A 21,200-nucleotide genomic window follows, 5' to 3' on the forward strand; every position below is an offset into this window, starting at 1 on the left:
GGGCACCCGCCCGCCGTACCTGACAACGGGGCCAAGGCCCCCAAGATCGAATCCGGGGCCGGACGGACGGGCCCCGGCGGGAGAGGACAGATATCATGTCTGCATCGACACCCAGGCATTCGGATCTTATCTACGAGCTGGAGGAGAAGCCCCCCTTCTCGCAGACCCTGATGGGGGCCGTGACCCATCTGCTCGCTATCTTCGTTCCCATGGTGACCCCGGCGCTCATCGTCGGCGGCGCCCTGGGTCTTGCCGCCGAGACCACCGCCTATCTGGTCTCCATGGCCATGATCGCCTCGGGCGTGGGCACCTGGTTGCAGGTGCACCGCTATGGCCCCATCGGCTCGGGGCTGCTCTCCATCCAGTCGGTGAACTTCTCCTTTGTCACCGTCATGATTGCGCTGGGCAGTGCCATGGGCAAAGAGGGACTGAGGGAGGATCAGATCCTCTCCACCCTGCTCGGGGTCTCCTTCGTCGGCGGCTTTCTGGTGATGGGCTCGTCGTTTGTGCTGCCCTATCTGCGGCGGGTCATCACCCCGACCGTGAGCGGCGTGGTGGTGCTGATGATAGGCCTTAGCCTTATCAAGGTGGGGATCGTCGATTTTGGCGGCGGCTTTGCTGCCATCGAGAGCGGCACCTTCGGCCACTACGAGAACCTCGGGCTTGGGCTTTTGGTGCTGTGCGTCATCATCGCCTTCAACTGCAGCCGCAACCCCTTGCTGCGCATGAGCGGCATCGCCATCGGCCTGCTGGTGGGTTATGCGGTGGCCCTGATGCTGGGCAAGGTGGACTTCAGCCCGCTGCAAAACCTGCCCCTGGTCACAGTCCCGGTGCCGTTCAAGTACGGCTTTACCTTCGATCTCTACGCCTTCCTGCTGGCCGGTACCATCTATCTGCTGAGCGTGCTCGAGGCGGTGGGGGACATCACGGCCACCGCCATGGTCTCGCACCAGCCCATCCAGGGGCCCGACTACCAGAAGCGCCTGTGCGGCGGTGTGCTGGCCGACGGCCTGGTCTCGGTCATCGCCTCGGCGCTGGGATCTCTGCCGCTCACCACCTTCGCCCAGAACAACGGGGTGATCCAGATGACCGGGGTGGCGTCGCGCCACGTGGGCAAGGTGATCGCCCTCATCCTGGTGCTGCTCGGCCTCTTCCCGGTGGTGGGGCGCTTCTTCACCACCATACCGGCGCCCGTCATGGGGGGGGCCATGACCATCATGTTCTCCATGATTGCCATCGCCGGCGGGCGCATCATCATCAGCCACGGATTCAGCCGGCGCGAGAGCCTGATCGTCGCCACCTCCCTCGGCCTCGGGCTCGGGGTCTCCTACGATCCCAACCTGTTTCGGGTGCTGCCGGACGGCATCTATATGCTGGTGGAGAACCCCATCTGCGTCGGCGGCATCACCGCCATCATCATGAACCTGGTGCTGCCCGCCAGCCGACGGGCCAGGGCGCGCCAGCAGCAGGGCGAGGCTCCCCTGGATGACGCCGACTCACTCCTCTCTTCAGTCTCAAACGACAGGACGACCCCATGAGATACGACAATTCGGTCAAAGCGGTACGTGGCAGCTTCTTTCACATCACCCGGGTGGTGACGGATCCGGCCGAGATAGAGTCCTGCACCCAGTTTGTCGAAGATGGCCTGCTCATCATCCGCAACGGCTGCATCGACTGGTTTGGTGAGTGGCGGGACGGGCGCGAGCTGGTGCCCTCCACGGTGCGGGTGCGCGACTATCGGGGCAAGCTTATCGTCCCCGGCTTCGTGGACACCCACCTGCACTACCCCCAGAGCGAGATGGTGGGTGCCTATGGGGAGCAGCTGCTGGAGTGGCTCAATCACCACACCTTCCCGACCGAGCGGCGCTACAACGATCTCGAGTATGCCCGCGAGATGTCCACCTTCTTTATCAAGCAGTTGCTGCGTAACGGCACCACCACGGCCCTGGTGTTTGGCAGCGTCCATCCCCAGTCGGTGGATGCCCTGTTCGAGGCGGCCAGCCGCATCAACATGCGCCTCATCGCCGGCAAGGTGATGATGGATCGCAACGCCCCGGACTACCTGCTCGACACCGCCGAGAGCAGTTACCGTCACAGCAAGGCGCTGATCGACCGCTGGCACGGCAACGGGCGCCTGCTCTATGCGGTGACCCCGCGCTTCGCCCCCACCTCGACCCCGGCGCAGCTGGAGGTGGCCTGCGCCCTGCGAAAGGAGTACCCCACCACCTATCTGCAGACCCATCTCTCCGAGAACAAGGACGAGATCGCCTGGGTCAAGTCCCTCTATCCCGCCCACAAGGGCTATCTCGATGTCTATGACCGCTTTGGCCTGACCGGCCCCAACTGCGTGTTTGCCCACTGCATCCACCTGGAAGAGCCAGAGTGGGCCTGCCTGCAGGAGACCGGCTCGACCATCGCCTTCTGTCCCACCTCCAACCTCTATCTGGGCAGCGGCCTGTTCCAGATGGACAAGGCGTGGAATCGCCAGATCCAGGTCGGCATGGGCACCGACATCGGGGCCGGCACCACCTTCAACATGCTGCAGACCCTTAACGAGGCCTACAAGGTGGCCCAGTTGCAGGGGCTTTGCCTCTCGGCGTTCCACTCCTTCTACCTCGCCACCCTGGGCGGGGCACGCTCCCTCGGGCTTGACGATCGCATCGGCAGCTTCGCAGTGGGCAAGGAGGCCGACTTCGTGGTGCTCGACCCGGTCGCCACCCCGATGCAGCAGCTGCGCTACGACAACTCGACCACCCTGCGTGACAAGCTCTTCGTGCTGCTCACCCTGGGGGACGATCGCACCATCTACCGCACCTATGTGGATGGTCAGTTGGTGCACGAGCGCGGCTAGACCCGTTTCGGGCAGGGGAGACCCTGCCCTTTTTCCATGGCCAGGTATCCGTCAGGCGAGTGATGGCGGTGGCGCCCTGCGCGCAAAAAACCGGCCGTCCCATTGAGGAACCAACCCACACAGGGTGAAGGAGTACCGTTATGTCAAACGCAAGTAGCAGGATGAAGGAGGCGCTGCCGGCCCAGGTGCCGGTCGCCGACTCGGGGCTCGATCGTTTCTTCAAGATCAGCGAGCGCGGGAGCAGTGTACGCCAGGAGGTGCTGGCGGGGATCACCACCTTCCTCGCCATGGTCTACTCGGTCATCGTGGTGCCGGGGCTGCTCGGCAAGGCGGGCTTTCCCCCCGGCGCCGTGTTCGTGGCCACCTGCCTGGTGGCCGGGGCGGGGTCGCTCTTGATGGGGCTGTGGGCCAACCTGCCCATGGCCATCGGCTGCGCCATCTCGCTCACCGCCTTTACCGCCTTCAGCCTGGTGCTGGGGCAGCAGATCCCCATTCCGGTGGCGCTTGGCGCCGTCTTCCTGATGGGGGTCATCTTCACCGCCATCTCGGTGACCGGGGTGCGCAGCTGGATCCTCAATAACCTTCCCATGGGGATAGCCCACGGCACCGGTATCGGCATCGGCCTGTTCCTGCTGCTGATTGCCGCCAACGGGGTCGGGCTGGTCATCAAGAACCCCCTCGAGGGGCTGCCGGTGGCCCTCGGCGGCTTTACCACCATGCCGGTCATGATGACCCTGCTGGGACTGGCCATGATCTTCGGCCTGGAGCGGCTGCGGGTGCCGGGCGGGATCTTGCTGGTGATCATCGGCATCTCGGTGATCGGCCTTCTCTTCGATCCGTCGGTCAAATACCAGGGGCTGTTTGCCATGCCGACCCTGGCCGACGAGCAGGGGCACTCCCTCATCTTCAGCCTCGACATCATGGGGGCCCTCTCGCCTTTGGTGCTGCCGAGCGTGCTGGCCCTGGTGATGACCGCCGTGTTTGACGCCACCGGCACCATACGCGCCGTGGCCGGGCAGGCCAACCTGCTCGACCAGGATGGCCACATCATCAACAACGACAAGGCGCTCACCTCCGACTCGGTGAGCAGCATCTTCTCGGGTCTGGTGGGGGCCGCCCCGGCTGCCGTCTATATCGAATCGGCCGCCGGCACCGCCGCCGGGGGCAAGACCGGGCTTACCGCCACCGTGGTGGGTGCCCTGTTTCTGATGATGCTGTTCCTCGCGCCGCTCTCCTATCTGGTGCCGGCCTATGCCACGGCGCCGGCCCTCATGTATGTGGGGCTCCTGATGCTGAGCAACGTCACCAAGCTCGATTTTAGCGATCTGGTGGGGGCCATGTCGGGGCTGCTGTGCGCCGTCTTTATCGTGCTCACCTGCAACATAGTGACCGGCATCATGCTCGGCTTCAGCGCCCTGGTGATAGGCCGTATCTGCGCCCGGGAGTGGCGTCTGCTCAACCCGGGCACCGTCATCATCGCCATCGTGCTGGTGGCCTTCTACGCCGGCGGCTGGGCCATCTAGCCCCGGTCACCGAGACGAGCCCGGCACCCGCCGGGCTCTCATTTTGATAGTTCCGGTTACCAGTTTGATAGCCAGCGAGGGGCCGCCGCCCCCGGCAGGCGAGGGGCGCATCCCTTGCCTGCGGGCCAGATGGGATCCCCTTCACATTTGCGATGCCGGATCGGCCAACCCCGAGAGATGGGCGCACATCTTGCTGTTTTCACTCTTGGTTCTGGATTTTTCCCCCGGGAATAGAGGATGTAACCATGTCCATAGGATTACCCTTTCGGCGCGTCGACGCCCAGGCCAAGGTGACGGGGAGGGCGCGCTATACCGACGACTTCACCATGCTTGGCATGCGCCACGCCAAGTATGTGCGAAGCACCCTGGCCCACGGCCGGGTGACCGCCATCGACTGCAGCGAGGCCCTGGCCCTGCAGGGGGTGGAGGCGGTCTTCACCTGGCAGGATGTGCCCGACATCTGTTATCGCACCGCCGGCCACGCCTGGAATCTCGACGAGAGCAAGCGCGACGTGAAAGACCGCCGCCTGCTCACCGACCATGTGCGCCACTACGGGGACGGGATCGCCATCGTGGTGGCCCGCGATCCCCTCACCGCCGAGAAGGGGGCTTCCCTGGTCAGGGTGACCTATGAGCCGCTGCCGGTGATGACCGATGCCCACAGCACCCTGGCCGAGGGGGCCGAGCCCATCCATCCGGGGGGCAACCTGCTGCGCCAGAGTCAGATCCGCGGCGGCGAGCCTGAGCAGGCCATCGAGGGGGCCCCGTTTCGCTGCCAGGGCCACTACGAGACCCCGGTGGTGCAGCACTGCCACCTGGAGTCGGTCACCTGTTATGCCTACATGGAGCAGCCGGGCCACCTGGTGGTGGTCTCGAGCACCCAGATCCCCCAGATAGTGCGCAGTCGGGTCGCCAAGTCCCTGGGCCTGCCCTGGGCCAACGTGCGGGTGGTCAAACCCTATGTGGGAGGCGGCTTTGGCAACAAGCAGGACGTGCTGGAAGAGCCGATGGCGGCGTTTTTGAGCTACAAGCTCGGGGGCGTGCCGGTCAAGGTCACCCTGAGCCGTGAGGAGTGCTTCCTCGCCTCGCGCACCCGCCACGGCTTTCATATTGACGGCGAGCTCGGCATGGACCAGGACGGCCGCCTGCTTGGCTACCGGCTGGATGTGCTCTCCAACACCGGGGCCTATGCCTCCCACGGCCACTCCATCGCCTGCGCCGGGGCCAACAAGATAAGTTACCTCTATCCGCGCAGCGCCTTCGGCTATGACGCCCGCACCTTCTACAGCAACCTGCCCACCGCCGGGGCCATGCGTGGCTATGGAGCGCCCCAGGTGGTGTTCGCCCTCGAGTGCATGATGGACGACGCCTGCACCGCCCTCGGGCTCGATCCCCTGGCGGTGCGCCTGGCCAACGTGGCGCGCGAGGGGGACGTCAACCCGGTCAACCGGAAGACCATCTACAGCGCCGGGCTGCCCGAGTGTCTGCGCCGGGGGCGCGAGCTCTTCGAGTGGGACAGGCGCCGCGCCGAGTGCCAGAGCCAGACCGGGCGGGTGCGCCGCGGGGTGGGGGTCGCCTGCTTTAGCTATGGCTCCAACACCTATCCGGTGGGGGTGGAGATAGCGGGCGCGCGCATGCTGCTCAACCAGGATGGCTCGGTCAACCTGCAGATCGGCGCCACCGAGATAGGGCAGGGCTCGGATACCGTCTTCGCCCAGATGGCGGCGCAGACCTTAGGGGTCTCCTTCGAGCAGATCCGGGTCATCTCGACCCAGGACACCGACATCACCGCCTATGACCCCGGCTCGTTCGCCTCGCGCCAGAGCTATGTGGCCGCCCCCGCCATCCACGAGGCGGCGCTTCAGCTCAAGGCGCGCATCCTGGCGCTCGCTTCCCAGCTTTGCCATCAGGAGGTGGGGTCGCTGACCCTCATCGACGGCTATGTGGTGCTGGCCGGGGCGCCGGACAAGGTGCTGATGAGCGTGGCCGAGGTGTCGCAAAACGCCTATTACCACCTCTCCATCGGTGGCCAGATCACCTCGGAAGTCTCCCACAAGACCACCACCAACCCGCCGAGCTTTGGCTGCACCTTCGTCGATCTCAGCGTCGATCTGGACCTTTGCAAGGTCACCATTAACCGCATCATGAACCTGCATGACGCCGGTCAAATCCTGAATCCTGTGCTGGCCGAGGGGCAGGTGCACGGGGGCATGGGGATGGGCATAGGCTGGGCCCTGTTTGAGGAGATGATCATCGACCCCAAGAGCGGCGTGGTGCGAAATCCCAACCTGCTCGACTACAAGTTCCCCACCATCACGGACTTGCCGCCGCTCGAGTGCGACTTCGTGCAGACCTATGAGCCCCAGTCCGTCTATGGCCACAAGTCCCTCGGCGAGCCCCCCATCATCTCGCCGGCCCCGGCCATTCGTAACGCCATCCTGATGGCGACCGGGGTGGCCATCAACACCTTGCCCATTACCCCCAAGAGCCTTTATCGGGAGTTTGTCCGCGCCGCTCTGATTGAGGAGGCACCCCATGTTTGATATTCGCGCCTATCACAGGGCGACCAGCGTGGCCGAGGCGGTTGCGCTGCTCGGCGCTCACCCGGGCACCCGGCTGGTGGCCGGGGGCACCGACGTGATGATCCGCCTGCACCACCTGAGCGCCGACTATGGCGCCCTGGTGGACATTCACGAACTGCCCGAGCTGCGCGGCATCCGCGAGCTGAGCGATGGCACAGTGCGCATCGGCTCGGGCACCACCTTCACCGAGATCATCGAAAGCGAGTTGGTGCGCCGGCGCATTCCCATGCTGGCCGAGGCGGCCGCCACCATCGCCGGCCCCCAGATCCGCAACGTCGCCACCTACGGGGGCAACCTCTGTAACGGTGCCACCAGCGCCGACTCGGCCGCCCCCTCTCTGGCACTGGAGGCGCGCCTCGAGATAGCCGGCCCCGAGGGGACCCGCCTCATTCCCCTGGCGGGTTTTCACACCGGCCCTGGCCGGGTGGTCCTGGCCCCGGACGAGGTGCTGGTGGCCATTCATATCGACCCCGATCCCGGTGCCGGGGTGGGCAGTCACTACTTCAAGTACGCCATGCGCGATGCCATGGATATCGCCACCATCGGCTGCGCCGCCTGGTGCCGTATCGGCGAGGGGCGCATCCTGCAGCTGCGTCTGGCCTATGGGGTGGCGGCGCCGACCCCCATTCGCACCCCCCACGCCGAGGCACTGGCCGAAGGGGCCCCGCTGACCGACGCCACCCTGGCCGCCATCGCCCGCGCGGTGGAGGCCGACGTGGCCCCGCGCTCCTCCTGGCGGGCGGAGAAAGATTTTCGCCTTCACCTTATCAAGACCCTGGCCGAGCGGGTGGTGCGCTGCGCCATCACCCGGGCCGGGGGGGAGATCCTCTGATGCATCCACAAACCTGTGCCCAGCTCGATATCGAGTGCGAGATCAACGGCAAACCCTACCGCTACTCGGTGCCCCCCAGCCTCTCCTTGCTCCACCTGCTGCGCTCCCAGGGGCTTATCAGCGTCAAGGAGGGGTGCAGCGTCGGCGAGTGCGGCGCCTGCACGGTGCGGGTCGACGGGGTCGCCATCGACAGCTGCATCTACCTGGCGGTGTGGGCCAACGGCAAGTCCATTCGCACCGTGGAGGGGGAGGAGAAGGACGGGGAGCTCTCGCCCCTGCAACAGGCCCTCATTGACGAGGGGGCCGTGCAGTGCGGCTTCTGCACCCCGGGCCTGGTGATGGCCGGGGCCGCCCTGCTCGACAAGAGCGCCCGTCGCCCCCTGACCGAGGAGGAGATCCGCCGAGGTCTCGCCGGTAACCTCTGCCGCTGCACCGGCTACCAGAATGTGGTGCGTGCGGTGCAGCGCTGCTGTCACAAAAAATGAGCACTCGGGTCGGCCGGGCACCCCCGGCCGACGCTTTCGTGATCCCGACCGAAGTCATCCTTGCCCGGTTGGCATAGGATAGGGCCGCGATGACACCCACCAGCGACGACAGAGTAAGGATGTTCGAATGACCTCGTGTGGCCCCCGTTTTCCCCTGATGCAGATCCAGCCCACCATACTGCGCTTTGCCAAGATGCTCGGCAGCGTGTTGCAGCTGGAGGTGGAGATAGTGGACGCCAGCCTGGTGCGGGTGGCCGGCACCGGCCCCTATGGCTGCGGCTTCGGCCGCGAGCTGGCGGGGGATTCGCGGCTGCTGCGCTACGTCATCGACAACCAGTGCGAGAAGGTGGTGATCCAGACCAGCGACGATCCGGTGTGCCGTGGTTGCAGCCACAAGGAGGAGTGCCGTGAGCGCGCCTTTTTGGGGGTGCCCATCATGGTGGACGAGGCGTGCGTCGGGGTGATAAGCCTGGTGGCCTTCAACGGCGAGCAGCAGGCGCGCCTTAGGGACAACCTGCAGGAGGTGAGCGACTATGTGCGCCACATCTCCACCATGCTGGTCTCCAATCTGGTGCGCGGGCGCGGCTATGGGGACGGGGTGGACAAGCTGCTGCTCTCGCTCACCGGCAGCATGGATCAGGGCTGTTTGCTCCTAAACGATCGCAACCAGGTGATCCACGCCAACCCGCCGGCCCTCAAGCAGCTCAATGTGGCCAAGGAGCAGCTGCTCGGCCGCACCCTGACGGTGCGCCCCTTGACCTTCGCCCAGAGCGGCCTCACCGGTCATCTGCAACACATCCTGAGCTGGGGCGATCGCCAGGAGCTCATCATAGGGCAGTTGCATCCGGTGCAGGATCAGCAGATCTTCCTGATGGCCTTTCACCAGTCCCACGCCGCCCTCACCGCCCCCCCCGAGCAAGACGCCCGGCTCGAGCCCCTCATCGGCGAGAGCAAGTCCATGCGCCATCTCAAGCACCTGCTCCAGCGCATTGCACTCAGCCCCTCGAGCGTGCTGATCACCGGGGAGAGCGGCACCGGCAAGGAGGTGGTGGCCCGCGCCGTGCACCGCCTGAGCCCGCGCCACGACAAACCCTTTATCGCCATCAACTGCGCCGCCATTCCCGAGCAACTGCTCGAAAGCGAGCTGTTTGGTTATGTCAAAGGCTCCTTCACCGGCGCCTCGAGCGGCGGCAAGCAGGGGCTGATTCAGGCCGCCCACCAGGGCACCCTGTTTCTCGACGAGATTGGGGACATGCCGCTTACCATGCAGGCCAAGCTGTTGCGGGTGCTGGAGCTGCGCGAGGTGACCCCCATCGGCGCCAGCCGCCCGGTGCCGGTGGACATTCGGGTCATCGCCGCCACCCATCAGCAGCTCGAGACCTTTATCGACGAGGGGAAGTTTCGCGAAGATCTCTTCTATCGCATCAACGTGGTGCCCCTGCACCTGCCCCCATTGCGCGATCGCCACGGGGATGTGGAGCTGCTCACCCACCATTTCCTCAACCTGCACACCAATCGCATCGGCATCGTCTACCCCGGCCTCACCGAGGAGGTGATGGACCTGCTCAAGGGGTATCGCTGGCCCGGCAACGTGCGTGAGCTTAGCAACCTCATCGAGTACCTGGTCAACGTCATCCAGTCCGGCGAGGTGATTGAGAGCTCCCTGCTCCCCCCCAACATCATTCGCAACCAGCAGGGCCAGGAGCGCCCCGGCGCTGCCCCGTCCCTGGCGCCGAGTTCCCCATATCAAGGCGCCCCGCATCCGGGCAGTGCACCTGCCGCCGGCGATCCCCCCCAGTGGCCCGCACCGGCCGAGACCGATGCCCCCCAAGCCGAGAGTGGCCTCGAGAGCATGGAGCGGCAGATGATAGAGGAGACCCTCTCGCGCCTTGGCAACAAGAAGCTGGCCGCCCAGGCCCTCGGCATCGGCATCGCCACCCTCTATCGCAAGATAAAGAAGTATGAGATTGCGTGATGGCCAGCTTGTGACTGTGCCGAGACAACGACAGCGCCCCCTGATGGGGCGCTTTGCATCGTATCTTAACGCTCTGTCTGCAAAATGAGTTCGCGATAGCTGTCGGGGATATTGGCGATGTCGCCGCCCGATGCGCACACCTGCTCCAGATTGGTCAACCTGGTCAGGCGGATGGTTGAGCCAAATCCCTGCGCCGTAAACCCGCGTAACACAGTGGGCAGGTTAATTGCAGGCCCCAGCTCGAGCAGCCAATAGAGACGGTTATCACCTGGGCTTGCCACCACGCCGGTCTGATCGTCGCTTAGGCTCGAGCGAGGGCGCTTTTGGCAGGAGAGAATGGGCCAGACTCGGCTTACCTCCCGGGTTTTGCCATCGGCGGCGAACGTGGCAACCGCCAGATAGCGGATCTCCTCCATCAACTGGTCATCGTAGCGGGTCGCTATGGTGGTGACCGGGGTGTGATACCAGCGAGCCGAGCCTGTGAGGAAACCATCGAAATAGGTGGTCGCACGCGAGCCACCCAGATCGGCGGTGGGAATAATCAAGGTGAGATCCGTATGGCGTAACTGCTGCATCCCCAGCATGGCGATCCGGCTTGGCTCTTCCAGGTAGAAATGACCGGTGTGAATGGCGGGAGGGTAGTGGGTTGTGCCATCGCCGAGCTTGGCTTCGAGAAACGAGTGAAGCCAGCGGGAGCCGCTCTCGTCAGAGGAGGGCAGCAGGGCAAAAGCGCCGATCCCGATCTTCTCGATTTCGTTCTGATAAGGGTTGCGCTGCCCACTTGCCTGACTCATAAACCCCGGGTAGAGGGCGAAGGCTCCGAAGGTGGGTCGGCTCGGTATGCTGATCCCTTCTTGCCGATAGAGCAGGGCATCGCGATAGCGGTGCATCTGGTTAATTGCATCATCGGGGACTCGGTCCCTCGGGTCAGCGTCTGGTCCGCTTTGCACCCGGTATTTGGCATCGAACAGCCAGATAAAGGTTTCACCACGACCCGTGCTGGCTTCGATCAAAATATCCGGTTTCTGGGGGACCAGCAGGGCGTGCACCGGCTGGTTTTCTTTGTAGAACTTGGGCTCGTGGGCCAGCTTGACCCGAATATCATCCTCTTTGCGCCAGAACTCCCAGCAATACTTCATCCCCTCGGCGAGTCGGGTATCCCACCCGTCGCGAGTGAAGTTGAAGGTGGGCGTCTTCACCTCGATAAAACCCAGCGCCTGAATGATTCGGCGTACTTCGAGCACGCACCAGAGCTCGTAGAGTTGATCCATGCTGCGAATGCCGGCCACCGCATCGTTCCCCATGGCTTCGAGATAGAGGCGCAGTTGCTGCCAGATCCGGTACACGGTGCTATAGCCACTCTTTTGTTGCAGCACCAGCGACTCGCGGTGCAAGACACTGGCCGGGCCTATGTCTCGCATCAAAGGGTGCGCCAGTGCCTGCTCGAGCGGTTTGCCCCATGTCTTGAGTCGAGCGAAGAAGGCCTCGGAGAGCAGCGAGTGATCCCCCTGCCGGTTCAAGTGCTGCAACATGCGCAGGGTTCGCTCCAGCACAAACTTGATAAAGCGGTTTTCTGGTGTGTCGGTGGTGAGCTGTTTGCGCTCGATGCGGTATCTGCGCTCTATGCCGGCATCGAGATCCTGGCGGATCTGCTCGGCCAGCCTGGGCTTGGGTGGCCGCTTCATCCGGGTGGCAAGCAGATGCTCGGTTTTGCTCTGTAACCGGCTGTGTGGTGAGTTGATGATGTGGCGAACACCCCGCTCCAGCTCTTGATGCAACGCCTCGAAATGGGCCAGCCATAGCAGCGGGAAAGGCTCGGCCATGCGCTGGCTGCGCCCACCCTGCTGGCTGGTGGCGCTGTTGATCGTAAAGCGCCAGTAGGGGTAGTGCTTGTCCAGCGCCTGGTGGATCAGGGGCAGATCCCGCTGGATATCCAGTTTGACCGGGTAGACGTCAAACCAGAGGGTCAAATGAACTCGCTCCGCATTACCCGAAGCCGATGCCGGCTGATAAGAGAAGGGGAGGGCAAGCGATCCCACCTCGTTACCGGTATTGAATCCACCGAGGAGCTCTTGCACCCCCCGCCGGCTTTTAAAGCGAAACGACTCACAGATCCGTTGCAGATGGTGTTCGAGCCGAGGGGCATCTTCTTCCTCGGCAACCTTGTTGTGAAACTCCCACTCGAAGTCGTAAAAGCAGTTTTCAAAGAGCAGGGGCGCCGGCAGCGCCAGTGAACAGAGCGGCTGGCCTTCGGATTGCGCGGGTAGTGCCAGCGTCTTCCCCCGGATGTCGACCCGAGCGAGCGTCAGGGGGGACGAGAAGCGCACGGTGGACGGCGCATCGACCTGCTGGTCGACGGTCAGGCCAAATTCGTCCCCCTTTTGCTGGTGGTTCTCCAACGTGGTTTGTAACTGCGCAGCGCGAGTCTCATCCGTCTTGGGGTTGGCGTAGACTCGCAAGGTCCAGTCATGGCTTGTCAGGGTAAACAGACACTCCATCTGTGCCTCCTTACGGCCAGTAGCTGGTAAAGCACTGCTTCTCGAGCCGCTCTTTCATCCATGCCAGCTTCTTCTTGCTGCGGCAGGGGACAAGGTGGGGCGCCGGGGCCGGTGTCGCTTCGGTCACGCTATCGCCAAGCCGGCTGTTAAAGAGATCGGGGCGTAGCCCGTCCCAACTGGCGCCAAAGTGTTTCTGTAGCACCTCTTCGAGTTCGCAGAGGAGGTTATCCGGCGCATTGGCGCCGAGATCGGCCCGGTGGCTGCGCAGCTTGTCGCTATCCCCTTCAATCCGGGGCAACACCTTGCACATCATAAAGTCATCCCAGATGGCGATGAGGTGGGCTTTATCGGTCGGACGGTGGGCCAGCAGGGCCAGCATCAGCTCGTTTAGGGCACGATAGGCCAGCTCGAACGGACTCTTTTCCAGCACGGTATTGACCGCCTTGAGAAAGTCGACGCTGCTTTGCTTGTCCTCATTGAGGGCCGGATCGTCGACAATGGCTCGCCCGTCAGACCAGAGGGGATAGCCCAGTATGTTGGGTTGCAGTTGGGGGGCGAAGTAGTGATCGAAGTTGTTGGGAAAGAACTCGTTAAAATCGAAAGTGAGGGCCCGGTCAATGACCTTGCGGGAAAAACCGTGGGTGGTCTCGTCCATATTGACGGTGCCGGCCACCATCAGGTTAAAGGGCAGCGCAATGCCGTATCGACAAAAATGCTCCCATATCTTGGCGTGCAGAGAATTATTCAGGTCCAGCTGCCACTGTGTTGCCAGTAACTGACGGGCTGCATCATCTAATTGCTGGTTAAGGACATTGGCCTTAAGCAAGGGGGCGCACTCGTAGATATGGTCGTATTCTGAATCCGTGACCTCGTTATATGCGGCCACATCGGTAGCGGTCAGCCAGTGGCGGGTCTCGATAATCGAGAGATAGTCGGCGAAATATTGTTCAACCGGTGCCAGGTTCATCTCGTCGAGGCAGAGCCAGAAGGGGGGGATTTGCTCGAGATGTGCCTGAGTCAGACCGATTTTTCCATCAACCCTGACCTCGCCGGTTTGTTCGAATATATGGATCCAGGATTTGACAATGAAATCGATAACAGGCGTGGTAACATACTCTTTTTTGCCGCTTAGCCTGGAGACATAACCCAGCAGATCGGAAGGCTCGTGCCAATCGGGTCGAACGGGGACCAGACAATAGGTGTCCTGGCCTTTCTGATTCGCCGCTTGCTCACGAATAAAGCGGGTTTTTCCTGTGCCGGAAATACCGGCTAGTAATATCATTCCCTTATTTATTATTGTGGTTTTTGCTACATGTTTATTTTTTGAAGGTTTTTTAATCTTTTTTATATATAATTTTATTGATACTGGTGCTTCGTTAGGCTTCACTATAAAAGAATGAATGCCATAGGAATTTAAAATTGATTTTATGTTTTCAATTTCATTCTTTTCTTTTTCTACTCCACCACATGTCAAAAATGCAAATACAGAATCTCCTTTAGGTATTTTACCGAAACGTTTAAAGACAGTATTCCACTCATTTATACTGGAGCTGGTGGATAGAAAGGTATGCTCTCCATATTTTACGGTAAAAACACCATTCTCCAGCTCTCTTTGTGAGCCACTAATATCAATTTCTTCTTTCTCAATGAAAGCTAGCTTTACATCGTCTTCCTTTATATATCTTTGTTTCTTACTATATTGGTTTAGGACTGTATCCTTTATATATTTCCTAGTTAATTCTTTACCCGCAATATTAATTAGCTCCTTGTCGCTTTCCAATTGACTTTGAAATAGACTGGACTCTGCGGAGTCCATTCTCATGTATTCTGATTCATCTGCCTTTTTAAAAATATATGCAAAAATCGCATCTCTATTTTCCATAGGAAACCTTTATTTTTGAGATTCCAGAAATTCTCTGATGGAAGATGCCACAGCATAAGAGAGTACTGGGGGCACTGCATTTCCAATTTGCATTACATTGGATGTTGCAGAGTGAGGGAAAACAAATGAGTCAGGGAATGTTTGTAGGCGAGCGCATTCTCTAATGGTTAATCTTCGATCTAGGCTGTAGTGAAACTGAACACGAGATTTTGCATTAGCTCTGATTGTATAAGACGGCTCATCTGCTTTACAGTGCTCATCCCCCTGACCATTCCCTTTCTTAGCCTTTGATGCTTTGAAGTACTGGCTTTGGTTGGGAATTGATTCATCTAGCACCAATTCAAGGTCACCTATAGCCCACTTAGTGCCTCGATGATTACCAATGAATCGTGGAATGGGCATGATCGGCTCGCCAACTAGATCATTTCTAGTGCAAATAAAAAATAAACGTCTTCTGCTTTGTGGAACGCCATAGTCAGGAGCAAACAAATCCCAGACTTGAACCTTGTAGCCTTGTTTTTCAAAGTCATGGATGATTGTTTTCAATACCTCACCGTTATGCATTCTCGCTAGGTTGGGCACATTTTCGGCACACACTATTTTTGGTTTGTGAATGCTCATATATCTTGCTAATACTTTGTAGAGCTGACCCCGGTCCGAGCTCAATCCCTTTTTGGGTCCGCAGGAGCTAAAGTCCTGACAAGGAAAACCACCAATTAAAACTTCTGCCGCAGGAAATTTGTCAACCAAATCCTCACTAAGTTCTATATGTTGAATGGGTATGTCAAGATTCATCTGAATTGTCTGCACACATTTTTCATCTTTTTCATATGCAGCAAGGGTTTTGAAAGGCTGATGTATAAATTGCCTTCCCATATATTCAAATCCACCTTCAAAGCCCATGTCAAGCCCACCGACACCAGTGAACATAGAAACTAAACTATAAGTATGAGTTGTAAGCAAGGTGGTATCTCTTTTCTTATCTGTAAGATTGCAAATAATGTTGAATTTTCTGTACTTTACTTTTGGAGTTATTTTTTTTCCAAAGTTTTTCAAACTTATAAATCCATATTTCTCTAATGTCTTAATTGTGCGAGAAAGATTGCTAACTGCTCGCCCTGTTAATTTGGCGATTTCAGTTATAGTCTGCGGTTTGCTTTCGTCAATTAAAGACAAAAGATTTATATTATCTTCAGAAAGTACAGATGCAACAGACCTTATGGAGTCAAACCATATATCAACATTCGGTGTTGAGGTCTTAGACTGGCCTTTAATGCCGATCGTGCAACTGTATTTATCTTCTTTCAAGTCAATAAAGTCCAAGTTCTAGGGTGACTGTATAAAAAAACAGGTCTTATGTTATCACCAAATGATAAGACGTCAATAGGGTCACTGAGAACGTAATAGCTAACCTCTATGGGATTGGTGTACTGGTTTCGCAACTTCCGGTTTGTCGATGCATCCAGTGCGCCGGGCACCCTCTTGCAGCGTTCCACTTAAGCTCGCTCTATCCGCTTGTCGCAGCGCTCGTGCCACCAAGCAAAGAGCCACCTTCCGGTGGCTCTTGTGGTGATGGCTTAGCAGGCGCTCTGTGGCTCTGCACGCCTCTCCTGCCGGGGTTGATGATCACTCATCCTGTCGATGCGCACCGCCGCGACCTTGAACTCGGGGATCTTGGCGTGGGGGTCGGTGGCATTGATGGTGAGCCGGTTGGCCGGCGCCTCGGCGAAGTGGAACGGGATAAAGACCACCCCCGGCTGCATCCGCTTGGTGACGAAGGCGGGCAGCTCGATATGGCCGCGCCGGCTGGTGACCCTCACCCGCTCGCTGTTGCCAATGCCCAGACGCTGTGCATCCACCACGCTCATCATCACCCGCGGGCCGGCGAGCTTGTCGAGCCCTTTGGTCTTGCGGGTCATGGTGCCGGTGTGGAACTGCTCGAGCAGGCGCCCGGTGGTGAGCACCATGGGATAGGTCTCGTCGGGCAGCTCGGCGGCGTAGCGAAACGGCGTTGCGACCATCTGCCCCTTGCCACGGGTGAACTGCCGGGTGTGCAGCAGCCGGGTGCCCTCGGGGGCGGCGTCGTTGCAGGGCCACTGCAAGCCGGCCGGGCCCACCTTGTCCCAGTGAATGCCGGCATACTGCGGGGTGACCCGGCAGATCTCGGCGGTGATCTCGGCCACGCTCTGGTAGTGCCAGTCGCCCCCCATGGCGTTGGCGATCTGCTGGATGATCCACCCGTCTTCGCGCGCCTGCCCCGGCCCCTTGATGGCGGGGGAGAGGCGCTGCACCCGTCGCTCCGTGTTGGTGAAGTGGCCGCTCTTCTCGGCAAAGGAGCAGGAGGGGAGCACCACATCGGCGAGCTGGGCGGTTTCCGAGAGGAAGATATCCTGCACCACCAGGAAGTCGAGGCGCTTTAGCCCCTCGATGACGTGATGCTGATCCGGATCGCTCAGCACCGGGTTCTCGCCCATCACATAGAGTCCCTTGATGGTGCCGGCGCAGGCCGCATCGATGGTCTCGGTAAGGGTGAGGCCGGGCCTGGTGGATAGCCAGGGGGCCTGCCAGGCGGCCACGAAGCGGGCGTGCGCCTGTGGGTCATCCACCTTCTGATAGCCGGGGAAGTTGTTGGGCAGGGCCCCCATGTCGCAGGCCCCCTGCACGTTGGACTGACCGCGCAGGGGATTGATACCGCCCCCCTCGATGCCGATGTTGCCGCACAGCAGTTGCAAGTTGGCGATGGCCCGCACGTTGTCGTGGCCCGTGGTGTGCTGGGTGATCCCCATGGAGTAGTAGACGGCGGTGCGCTTGGCGGTGCCGATAAGCCGCGCCAGCTCCATCACCTGCCCGGCGGGCACGCCGGTGATAAGGGCCACCTTGTCCGGGGCATAGTCGGGGGAGAGCACCTCGGCCTTGAGCGCCTCAAACCCCTCCACCCGCTCGGCGATATAGCCCTTGTCGTGCCAGTCGTGCCGGATGATCTGCTGCATGATGCCGTTGAGCAGCATCACGTCGGTGCCGGGGCGCTGGGCCACATAGAGGCTGGCGTGATCGGCCATCCCGATCCGCTTGGGGTCGGCCACCACCAGGCGCGCCTTGCCAGAGCGCACCACCTGCTTGATGCGCGAGCCGATGACGGGGTGGGCCGCCGAGGTGTCGGATCCGATGATAAAGATGAGATCCGAGTGATCGATGCTGGGGATGTCGTTGGTCATGGCGCCGCTGCCAAGGGATGCCTCCAGCCCGGTGACGGTAGAGGCGTGGCACAGGCGGGCGCAGTGATCCACGTTGTTGGTGCCGAGCTCCCGACGCATCAATTTCTGGAACAGGTAGTTCTCTTCGTTGGTGGTCTTGGCCGACGAGAACCCCGCCAGGGCGTCGCTGCCGTGCTCGGCCCTGATGGCGCCAAAGCGCTCGGCCACCAGGGCGATGGCCTCTTCCCAGCTGGCGGGCACCAGCTCGCCATGTTTGCGGACAAGCGGCGTGGTGAGGCGCTCCTCGCTCTGGATAAAGTCAAAGCCAAAGCGCCCTTTCACGCACAGCAGCCCCCGGTTGACCGGGGAGTGGCGGTTGCCCTCCACATAGCGGATGCGCTGTGTTGCCTCATCCACATAGAGGGTGACGCCGCAGCCCACCCCGCAGTAGGTGCAGATGGTGTTGACCGGGGTGAGTAGCCCGGTGCGCCCCTGGGACTTGTGGCGGGCATCGACCAGGGCGCCGGTGGGGCACACCTGCACGCAGGCGCCGCACTGCACGCAGCGGGAGTCCCCCATCGCCACGCCCGCCTCGCACTGCGGCCGGGTCGAGAGGGTGCCATCGCTGTTGTTGGCAAAGCGCAGCACCCCTTGCACCGCCTGCTCGTTGCACGCCTGCACGCACTGGCCGCAGCCGATGCAGCGGTTGGCATCGAACACGATAAATTCGCTGCTGTTATCCACCGCAAACTTCTGGCACTCACGGGTATCGAGGGCGCTCTGATCGACCTGGTATTCGGTGGCATAGTCGCGCAGGGCGCAGTCGGTGTTGGCCTGGCAGCCGCACTCGAGGCAGCGGCTTGCCTCGGTCCGGGCGGCGGCGTCGTCAAAGCCCTGCTCCACCTCGGCAAAGCTCCCGGTCCGCTCGCCCAGATGGGGCATGATGGCGCGGGCGATCTTTTTCAAGTGGGCGAACTGGGCGGGGTCGACCTGCTTGAGAGAGGGGGCCTTGCTGGCGTTGAAGGGGCGCACCGGGTCGACCATGGTGCCATGCAGGAAGTGGTCGATGGCCAGCGCCGCCTTGCGCCCGTCGGCGACCGCCTCGATGGCGGTGGCCGGGCCCCGGCGCAGATCGCCGATGGCAAACAGGTTGTGGTGGCCGCTGTGCATGGTCTCGGGGTGGGATGCCAGGGTCTGCCAACGGGTGAAGGGGAGCGGCATAAATTCCCGCTCCATAAAGCTCAAGTCCGGCTTTTGCGACACCGCCGCGATGACGGTGTCGAACGCCTCGACCATAAACTCGCCGGTGGGCTCGGGGCGGCGGCGGCCGGAGGCATCGGGCTCGCCGAGGGCCATCTTCTCGAGGCGCACCTGACAGACGCGGCCCGCTTCATCGGCCAGGTTCTCCACCGGATTGGTGAGCATCAAAAAGCGCACCCCTTCGTGCTCCGCCTCGTCGATCTCATAGGCCTCGGCGGGCATCTCGGCGCGGGTGCGGCGATAGATAAGGGTGGTCTCGGCGCCGAGGCGCACCGCAGTGCGGGCGCAGTCGATGGCGGTATTGCCACCGCCTATCACCGCCACCCGTTTGCCGGTGGTGAGGCGCTGCTCCAGCATCCGATCCTTGAGGTAGTCGACCCCCAGATAACAGCCTTCGAGAGTGCTGCCCGGGTACTCCATGGGCACCGCCTTGGAGGCGCCGACCGCCAGACAGACGGCATCGTACTCCTGGCACAGGGCCGAGAGGCCGAGATCGTGCCCCAGCCGCACCCCGGTGTGGATTCGCATGCCACTTTGGCACATCAAGGCGATCTCCTGATCGAGGATCCCCTTGGGCAGGCGGTACTCGGGGATGCCGTAGCGCAGCCAGCCGCCGGCTTCGGGCATCGCCTCGAAGAGATCGACCTCAAACCCCTCATAGCCCAGGTAGTAACCGCAGGTGAGCCCCCCCGGGCCGCTGCCGATGATGGCGACCCGCTTGCCCTTGGCGGGCTTTTTCTCGGGCTGCCAGGGGTCGGCCAGATCCAGATCGGCGGCGTGGCGCTTGAGCTGGCGGATGGCCAGCGGCTCATCCACCAGGGCGCGACGACACTGCGCCTCACAAAACGCCGGGCAGACCCGGCCGATGGAGAGCGGCATGGGCAGGGTCTGCTTGATGACGGCGGTGGCCGCCCGGTGATCCCCCATGGCGATATGGTGCAGGTAAGACTGGATATCCACCCCGGCCGGGCAGGCCCGCTGGCAGGGGGCCTCGCAGTCGGCGTAGTGATCCGAGAGGATGCGCCCCAGGGCCGATGTGCGGTGGGCGCTGAGCGCCGCCGAGTCGGTGGTGATCACCATCCCCTCGACCGGATGGGTCTGGCAGGCGCGGCGGATGCCGGCGCCGGCTATCTCGACGGCGCAGAGATCGCAGGGGGCCTTGGGGTCGTGCGGGTGGTCACCGCACAGGGAGGGGATGTCGACATGGTGCTGTTTGGCAATCTGGAGCAGGGTGTGGCTCGGATCAACGGCCAGCCGGGCTCCATCGAGAGTGACAGTGAGCATGGCGTGGGGTACTCGGGTTAGGTCGCAGAAAATGCTGCATCTGGCAGGGCCAGCAGGGAAGGCGAAGGAGGATCGCCGAGTGTGGCCCCCACCATAGCAAAGGTGGGCGGTAGCAAGATTTGATTCCGGACAGGTTATGGGCGCAAAAGGAAAACGGTTTCATCGCCCCGGGATCCGGATCGCGCGCTTTTCCCTCGGGGGAAGTCTTTCACGGGAATAGAAGGGCAGGGGTTGTCGCGCGCGTTTAATATTATTGATCCCGGTCAATCTTGAATTATGAAATTAAAAACAGAGAGGTCAGCAATAGGTGAATACGATGGAGGTAATAGAAAATTACCGGGTTATTTAATTTCCCTCATCCCCTATGGTGTGTAAAAAGGGGGTGATGATGATTATTTATGGGAAATATGGCGGCGTGGCGCTGCGGGCCGTTCATCTGATGGTGCAAAACCACTATGGCCATGGGGCTGCCTGGGATATGGCCATCGCCGAGGCCTTCGGCGAGCAGGGGAGTGTCAGGTATAAAAACAACCCCAGGGTGACCTTTCTGACCCTCTGCAGCCTGGGGGTGGTGGGGTGCATACTCCCTTGCGGCTATGACGCCGCCCCCAAGACCCGGGCCCATGTGCTGCGTGCCCTCGAGCTCCTCGCCCGGCGTGAGCCGACCACCCCCATCAACCCCGACCTCCTGTGGCAAGAGGTGATCGCAAAGGATAAGGGAAAGGCCAAGCATAACAATCAGATGGATGTGGTGCTGACGCTCTGGTCGGCCCGCATCATCGAGCTGGGGGGGCACCGCTTTGCGCTCAGTCCCGAGGGGATATAGGAAGCCAG

Annotated in this window: 12 protein-coding genes; 8 read left to right on the top strand and 4 right to left on the bottom strand. The window is 61.4% G+C overall.

Annotated features, from left to right (window positions below):
• The first annotated feature begins 95 nt into the window (after positions 1–95).
• The 7 genes from BN1133_RS00065 to BN1133_RS00095 all read left to right on the top strand — a co-directional run bounded on the left by BN1133_RS00065 (position 96) and on the right by BN1133_RS00095 (position 10,248).
• Positions 96–1,538, top strand: coding sequence for a nucleobase:cation symporter-2 family protein (locus BN1133_RS00065; RefSeq protein ID WP_050664531.1), 1,443 nt, complete (start codon positions 96–98; stop codon positions 1,536–1,538).
• Positions 1,535–2,851 (top strand): guanine deaminase, encoded by a 1,317-nt coding sequence (gene guaD, locus BN1133_RS00070; protein WP_050664532.1) that lies wholly within the window; start codon positions 1,535–1,537, stop codon positions 2,849–2,851. Before BN1133_RS00065 ends, guaD begins: the two co-directional genes overlap by 4 nt.
• A gap of 161 nt (positions 2,852–3,012) precedes the next feature.
• Positions 3,013–4,374: an NCS2 family permease gene (locus BN1133_RS00075; protein WP_136614664.1), complete on the top strand. Its 1,362-nt coding sequence runs from the start codon at positions 3,013–3,015 to the stop codon at positions 4,372–4,374.
• Between the two features lie 245 nt (positions 4,375–4,619).
• Positions 4,620–6,917: a xanthine dehydrogenase molybdenum-binding subunit XdhA gene (gene xdhA, locus BN1133_RS00080; protein WP_050664534.1), complete on the top strand. Its 2,298-nt coding sequence runs from the start codon at positions 4,620–4,622 to the stop codon at positions 6,915–6,917.
• Positions 6,910–7,788, top strand: a complete 879-nt coding sequence (gene xdhB / locus BN1133_RS00085) for a xanthine dehydrogenase FAD-binding subunit XdhB (protein WP_050664535.1) — start codon at positions 6,910–6,912, stop codon at positions 7,786–7,788. Before xdhA ends, xdhB begins: the two co-directional genes overlap by 8 nt.
• The gene (xdhC, locus tag BN1133_RS00090) at positions 7,788–8,273 is read left to right on the top strand and encodes a xanthine dehydrogenase iron sulfur-binding subunit XdhC (protein WP_231686211.1); all 486 of its coding nucleotides are present in this window, start codon (positions 7,788–7,790) and stop codon (positions 8,271–8,273) included. The genes xdhB and xdhC overlap by 1 nt, the downstream gene beginning before the upstream one ends.
• Positions 8,274–8,400: 127 nt before the next feature.
• On the top strand, positions 8,401–10,248 hold the full coding sequence (locus BN1133_RS00095) for a sigma 54-interacting transcriptional regulator (RefSeq protein ID WP_050664536.1): 1,848 nt from the start codon (positions 8,401–8,403) through the stop codon (positions 10,246–10,248).
• Positions 10,249–10,313: 65 nt separating this feature from the next.
• Here the strand turns inward: BN1133_RS00095 and BN1133_RS00100 are convergent, their stop codons facing one another.
• From BN1133_RS00100 to fdhF, 4 genes are all read right to left on the bottom strand, one after another.
• Entirely contained in the window at positions 10,314–12,746 is a 2,433-nt protein-coding gene (locus tag BN1133_RS00100) for a DUF2357 domain-containing protein (protein ID WP_050664537.1), read from the bottom strand.
• A 10-nt stretch (positions 12,747–12,756) separates the two neighbouring features.
• Complete coding sequence (locus BN1133_RS00105; RefSeq protein ID WP_050664538.1) at positions 12,757–14,628, bottom strand: McrB family protein; 1,872 nt, start codon at positions 14,626–14,628, stop codon at positions 12,757–12,759.
• A 9-nt stretch (positions 14,629–14,637) separates the two neighbouring features.
• Entirely contained in the window at positions 14,638–15,936 is a 1,299-nt protein-coding gene (dcm, locus tag BN1133_RS19395) for a DNA (cytosine-5-)-methyltransferase (RefSeq protein WP_169793520.1), read from the bottom strand.
• 269 nt (positions 15,937–16,205) lie between these two features.
• Entirely contained in the window at positions 16,206–20,366 is a 4,161-nt protein-coding gene (fdhF, locus tag BN1133_RS00110; protein ID WP_050664539.1) for a formate dehydrogenase subunit alpha, read from the bottom strand.
• A 385-nt stretch (positions 20,367–20,751) separates the two neighbouring features.
• On the opposite strand from fdhF, the gene BN1133_RS00115 reads away from it, so the two are divergent.
• The gene (locus BN1133_RS00115; RefSeq protein WP_231686212.1) at positions 20,752–21,192 is read left to right on the top strand and encodes a DUF6979 family protein; all 441 of its coding nucleotides are present in this window, start codon (positions 20,752–20,754) and stop codon (positions 21,190–21,192) included.
• Positions 21,193–21,200: the final 8 nt, after the last annotated feature.

Origin of the sequence: Aeromonas schubertii (assembly GCF_000820105.1) — a bacterium.
Lineage (GTDB): Bacteria > Pseudomonadota > Gammaproteobacteria > Enterobacterales > Aeromonadaceae > Aeromonas > Aeromonas schubertii.

Excerpts from the sequence above, each read along its gene's own strand:
- BN1133_RS00065 (WP_050664531.1), top strand. The coding sequence starts at position 96 with ATGTCTGCATCGACACCCAGGCATTCGGATCTTATCTACGAGCTGGAG.
- guaD (WP_050664532.1), top strand. The coding sequence starts at position 1,535 with ATGAGATACGACAATTCGGTCAAAGCGGTACGTGGCAGCTTCTTTCAC.
- BN1133_RS00075 (WP_136614664.1), top strand. The coding sequence starts at position 3,013 with ATGAAGGAGGCGCTGCCGGCCCAGGTGCCGGTCGCCGACTCGGGGCTC.
- xdhA (WP_050664534.1), top strand. The coding sequence starts at position 4,620 with ATGTCCATAGGATTACCCTTTCGGCGCGTCGACGCCCAGGCCAAGGTG.
- xdhB (WP_050664535.1), top strand. The coding sequence starts at position 6,910 with ATGTTTGATATTCGCGCCTATCACAGGGCGACCAGCGTGGCCGAGGCG.
- xdhC (WP_231686211.1), top strand. The coding sequence starts at position 7,788 with ATGCATCCACAAACCTGTGCCCAGCTCGATATCGAGTGCGAGATCAAC.
- BN1133_RS00095 (WP_050664536.1), top strand. The coding sequence starts at position 8,401 with ATGACCTCGTGTGGCCCCCGTTTTCCCCTGATGCAGATCCAGCCCACC.
- BN1133_RS00100 (WP_050664537.1), bottom strand. The coding sequence starts at position 12,746 with ATGGAGTGTCTGTTTACCCTGACAAGCCATGACTGGACCTTGCGAGTC.
- BN1133_RS00105 (WP_050664538.1), bottom strand. The coding sequence starts at position 14,628 with ATGGAAAATAGAGATGCGATTTTTGCATATATTTTTAAAAAGGCAGAT.
- fdhF (WP_050664539.1), bottom strand. The coding sequence starts at position 20,366 with ATGCTCACTGTCACTCTCGATGGAGCCCGGCTGGCCGTTGATCCGAGC.
- BN1133_RS00115 (WP_231686212.1), top strand. The coding sequence starts at position 20,752 with ATGATGATTATTTATGGGAAATATGGCGGCGTGGCGCTGCGGGCCGTT.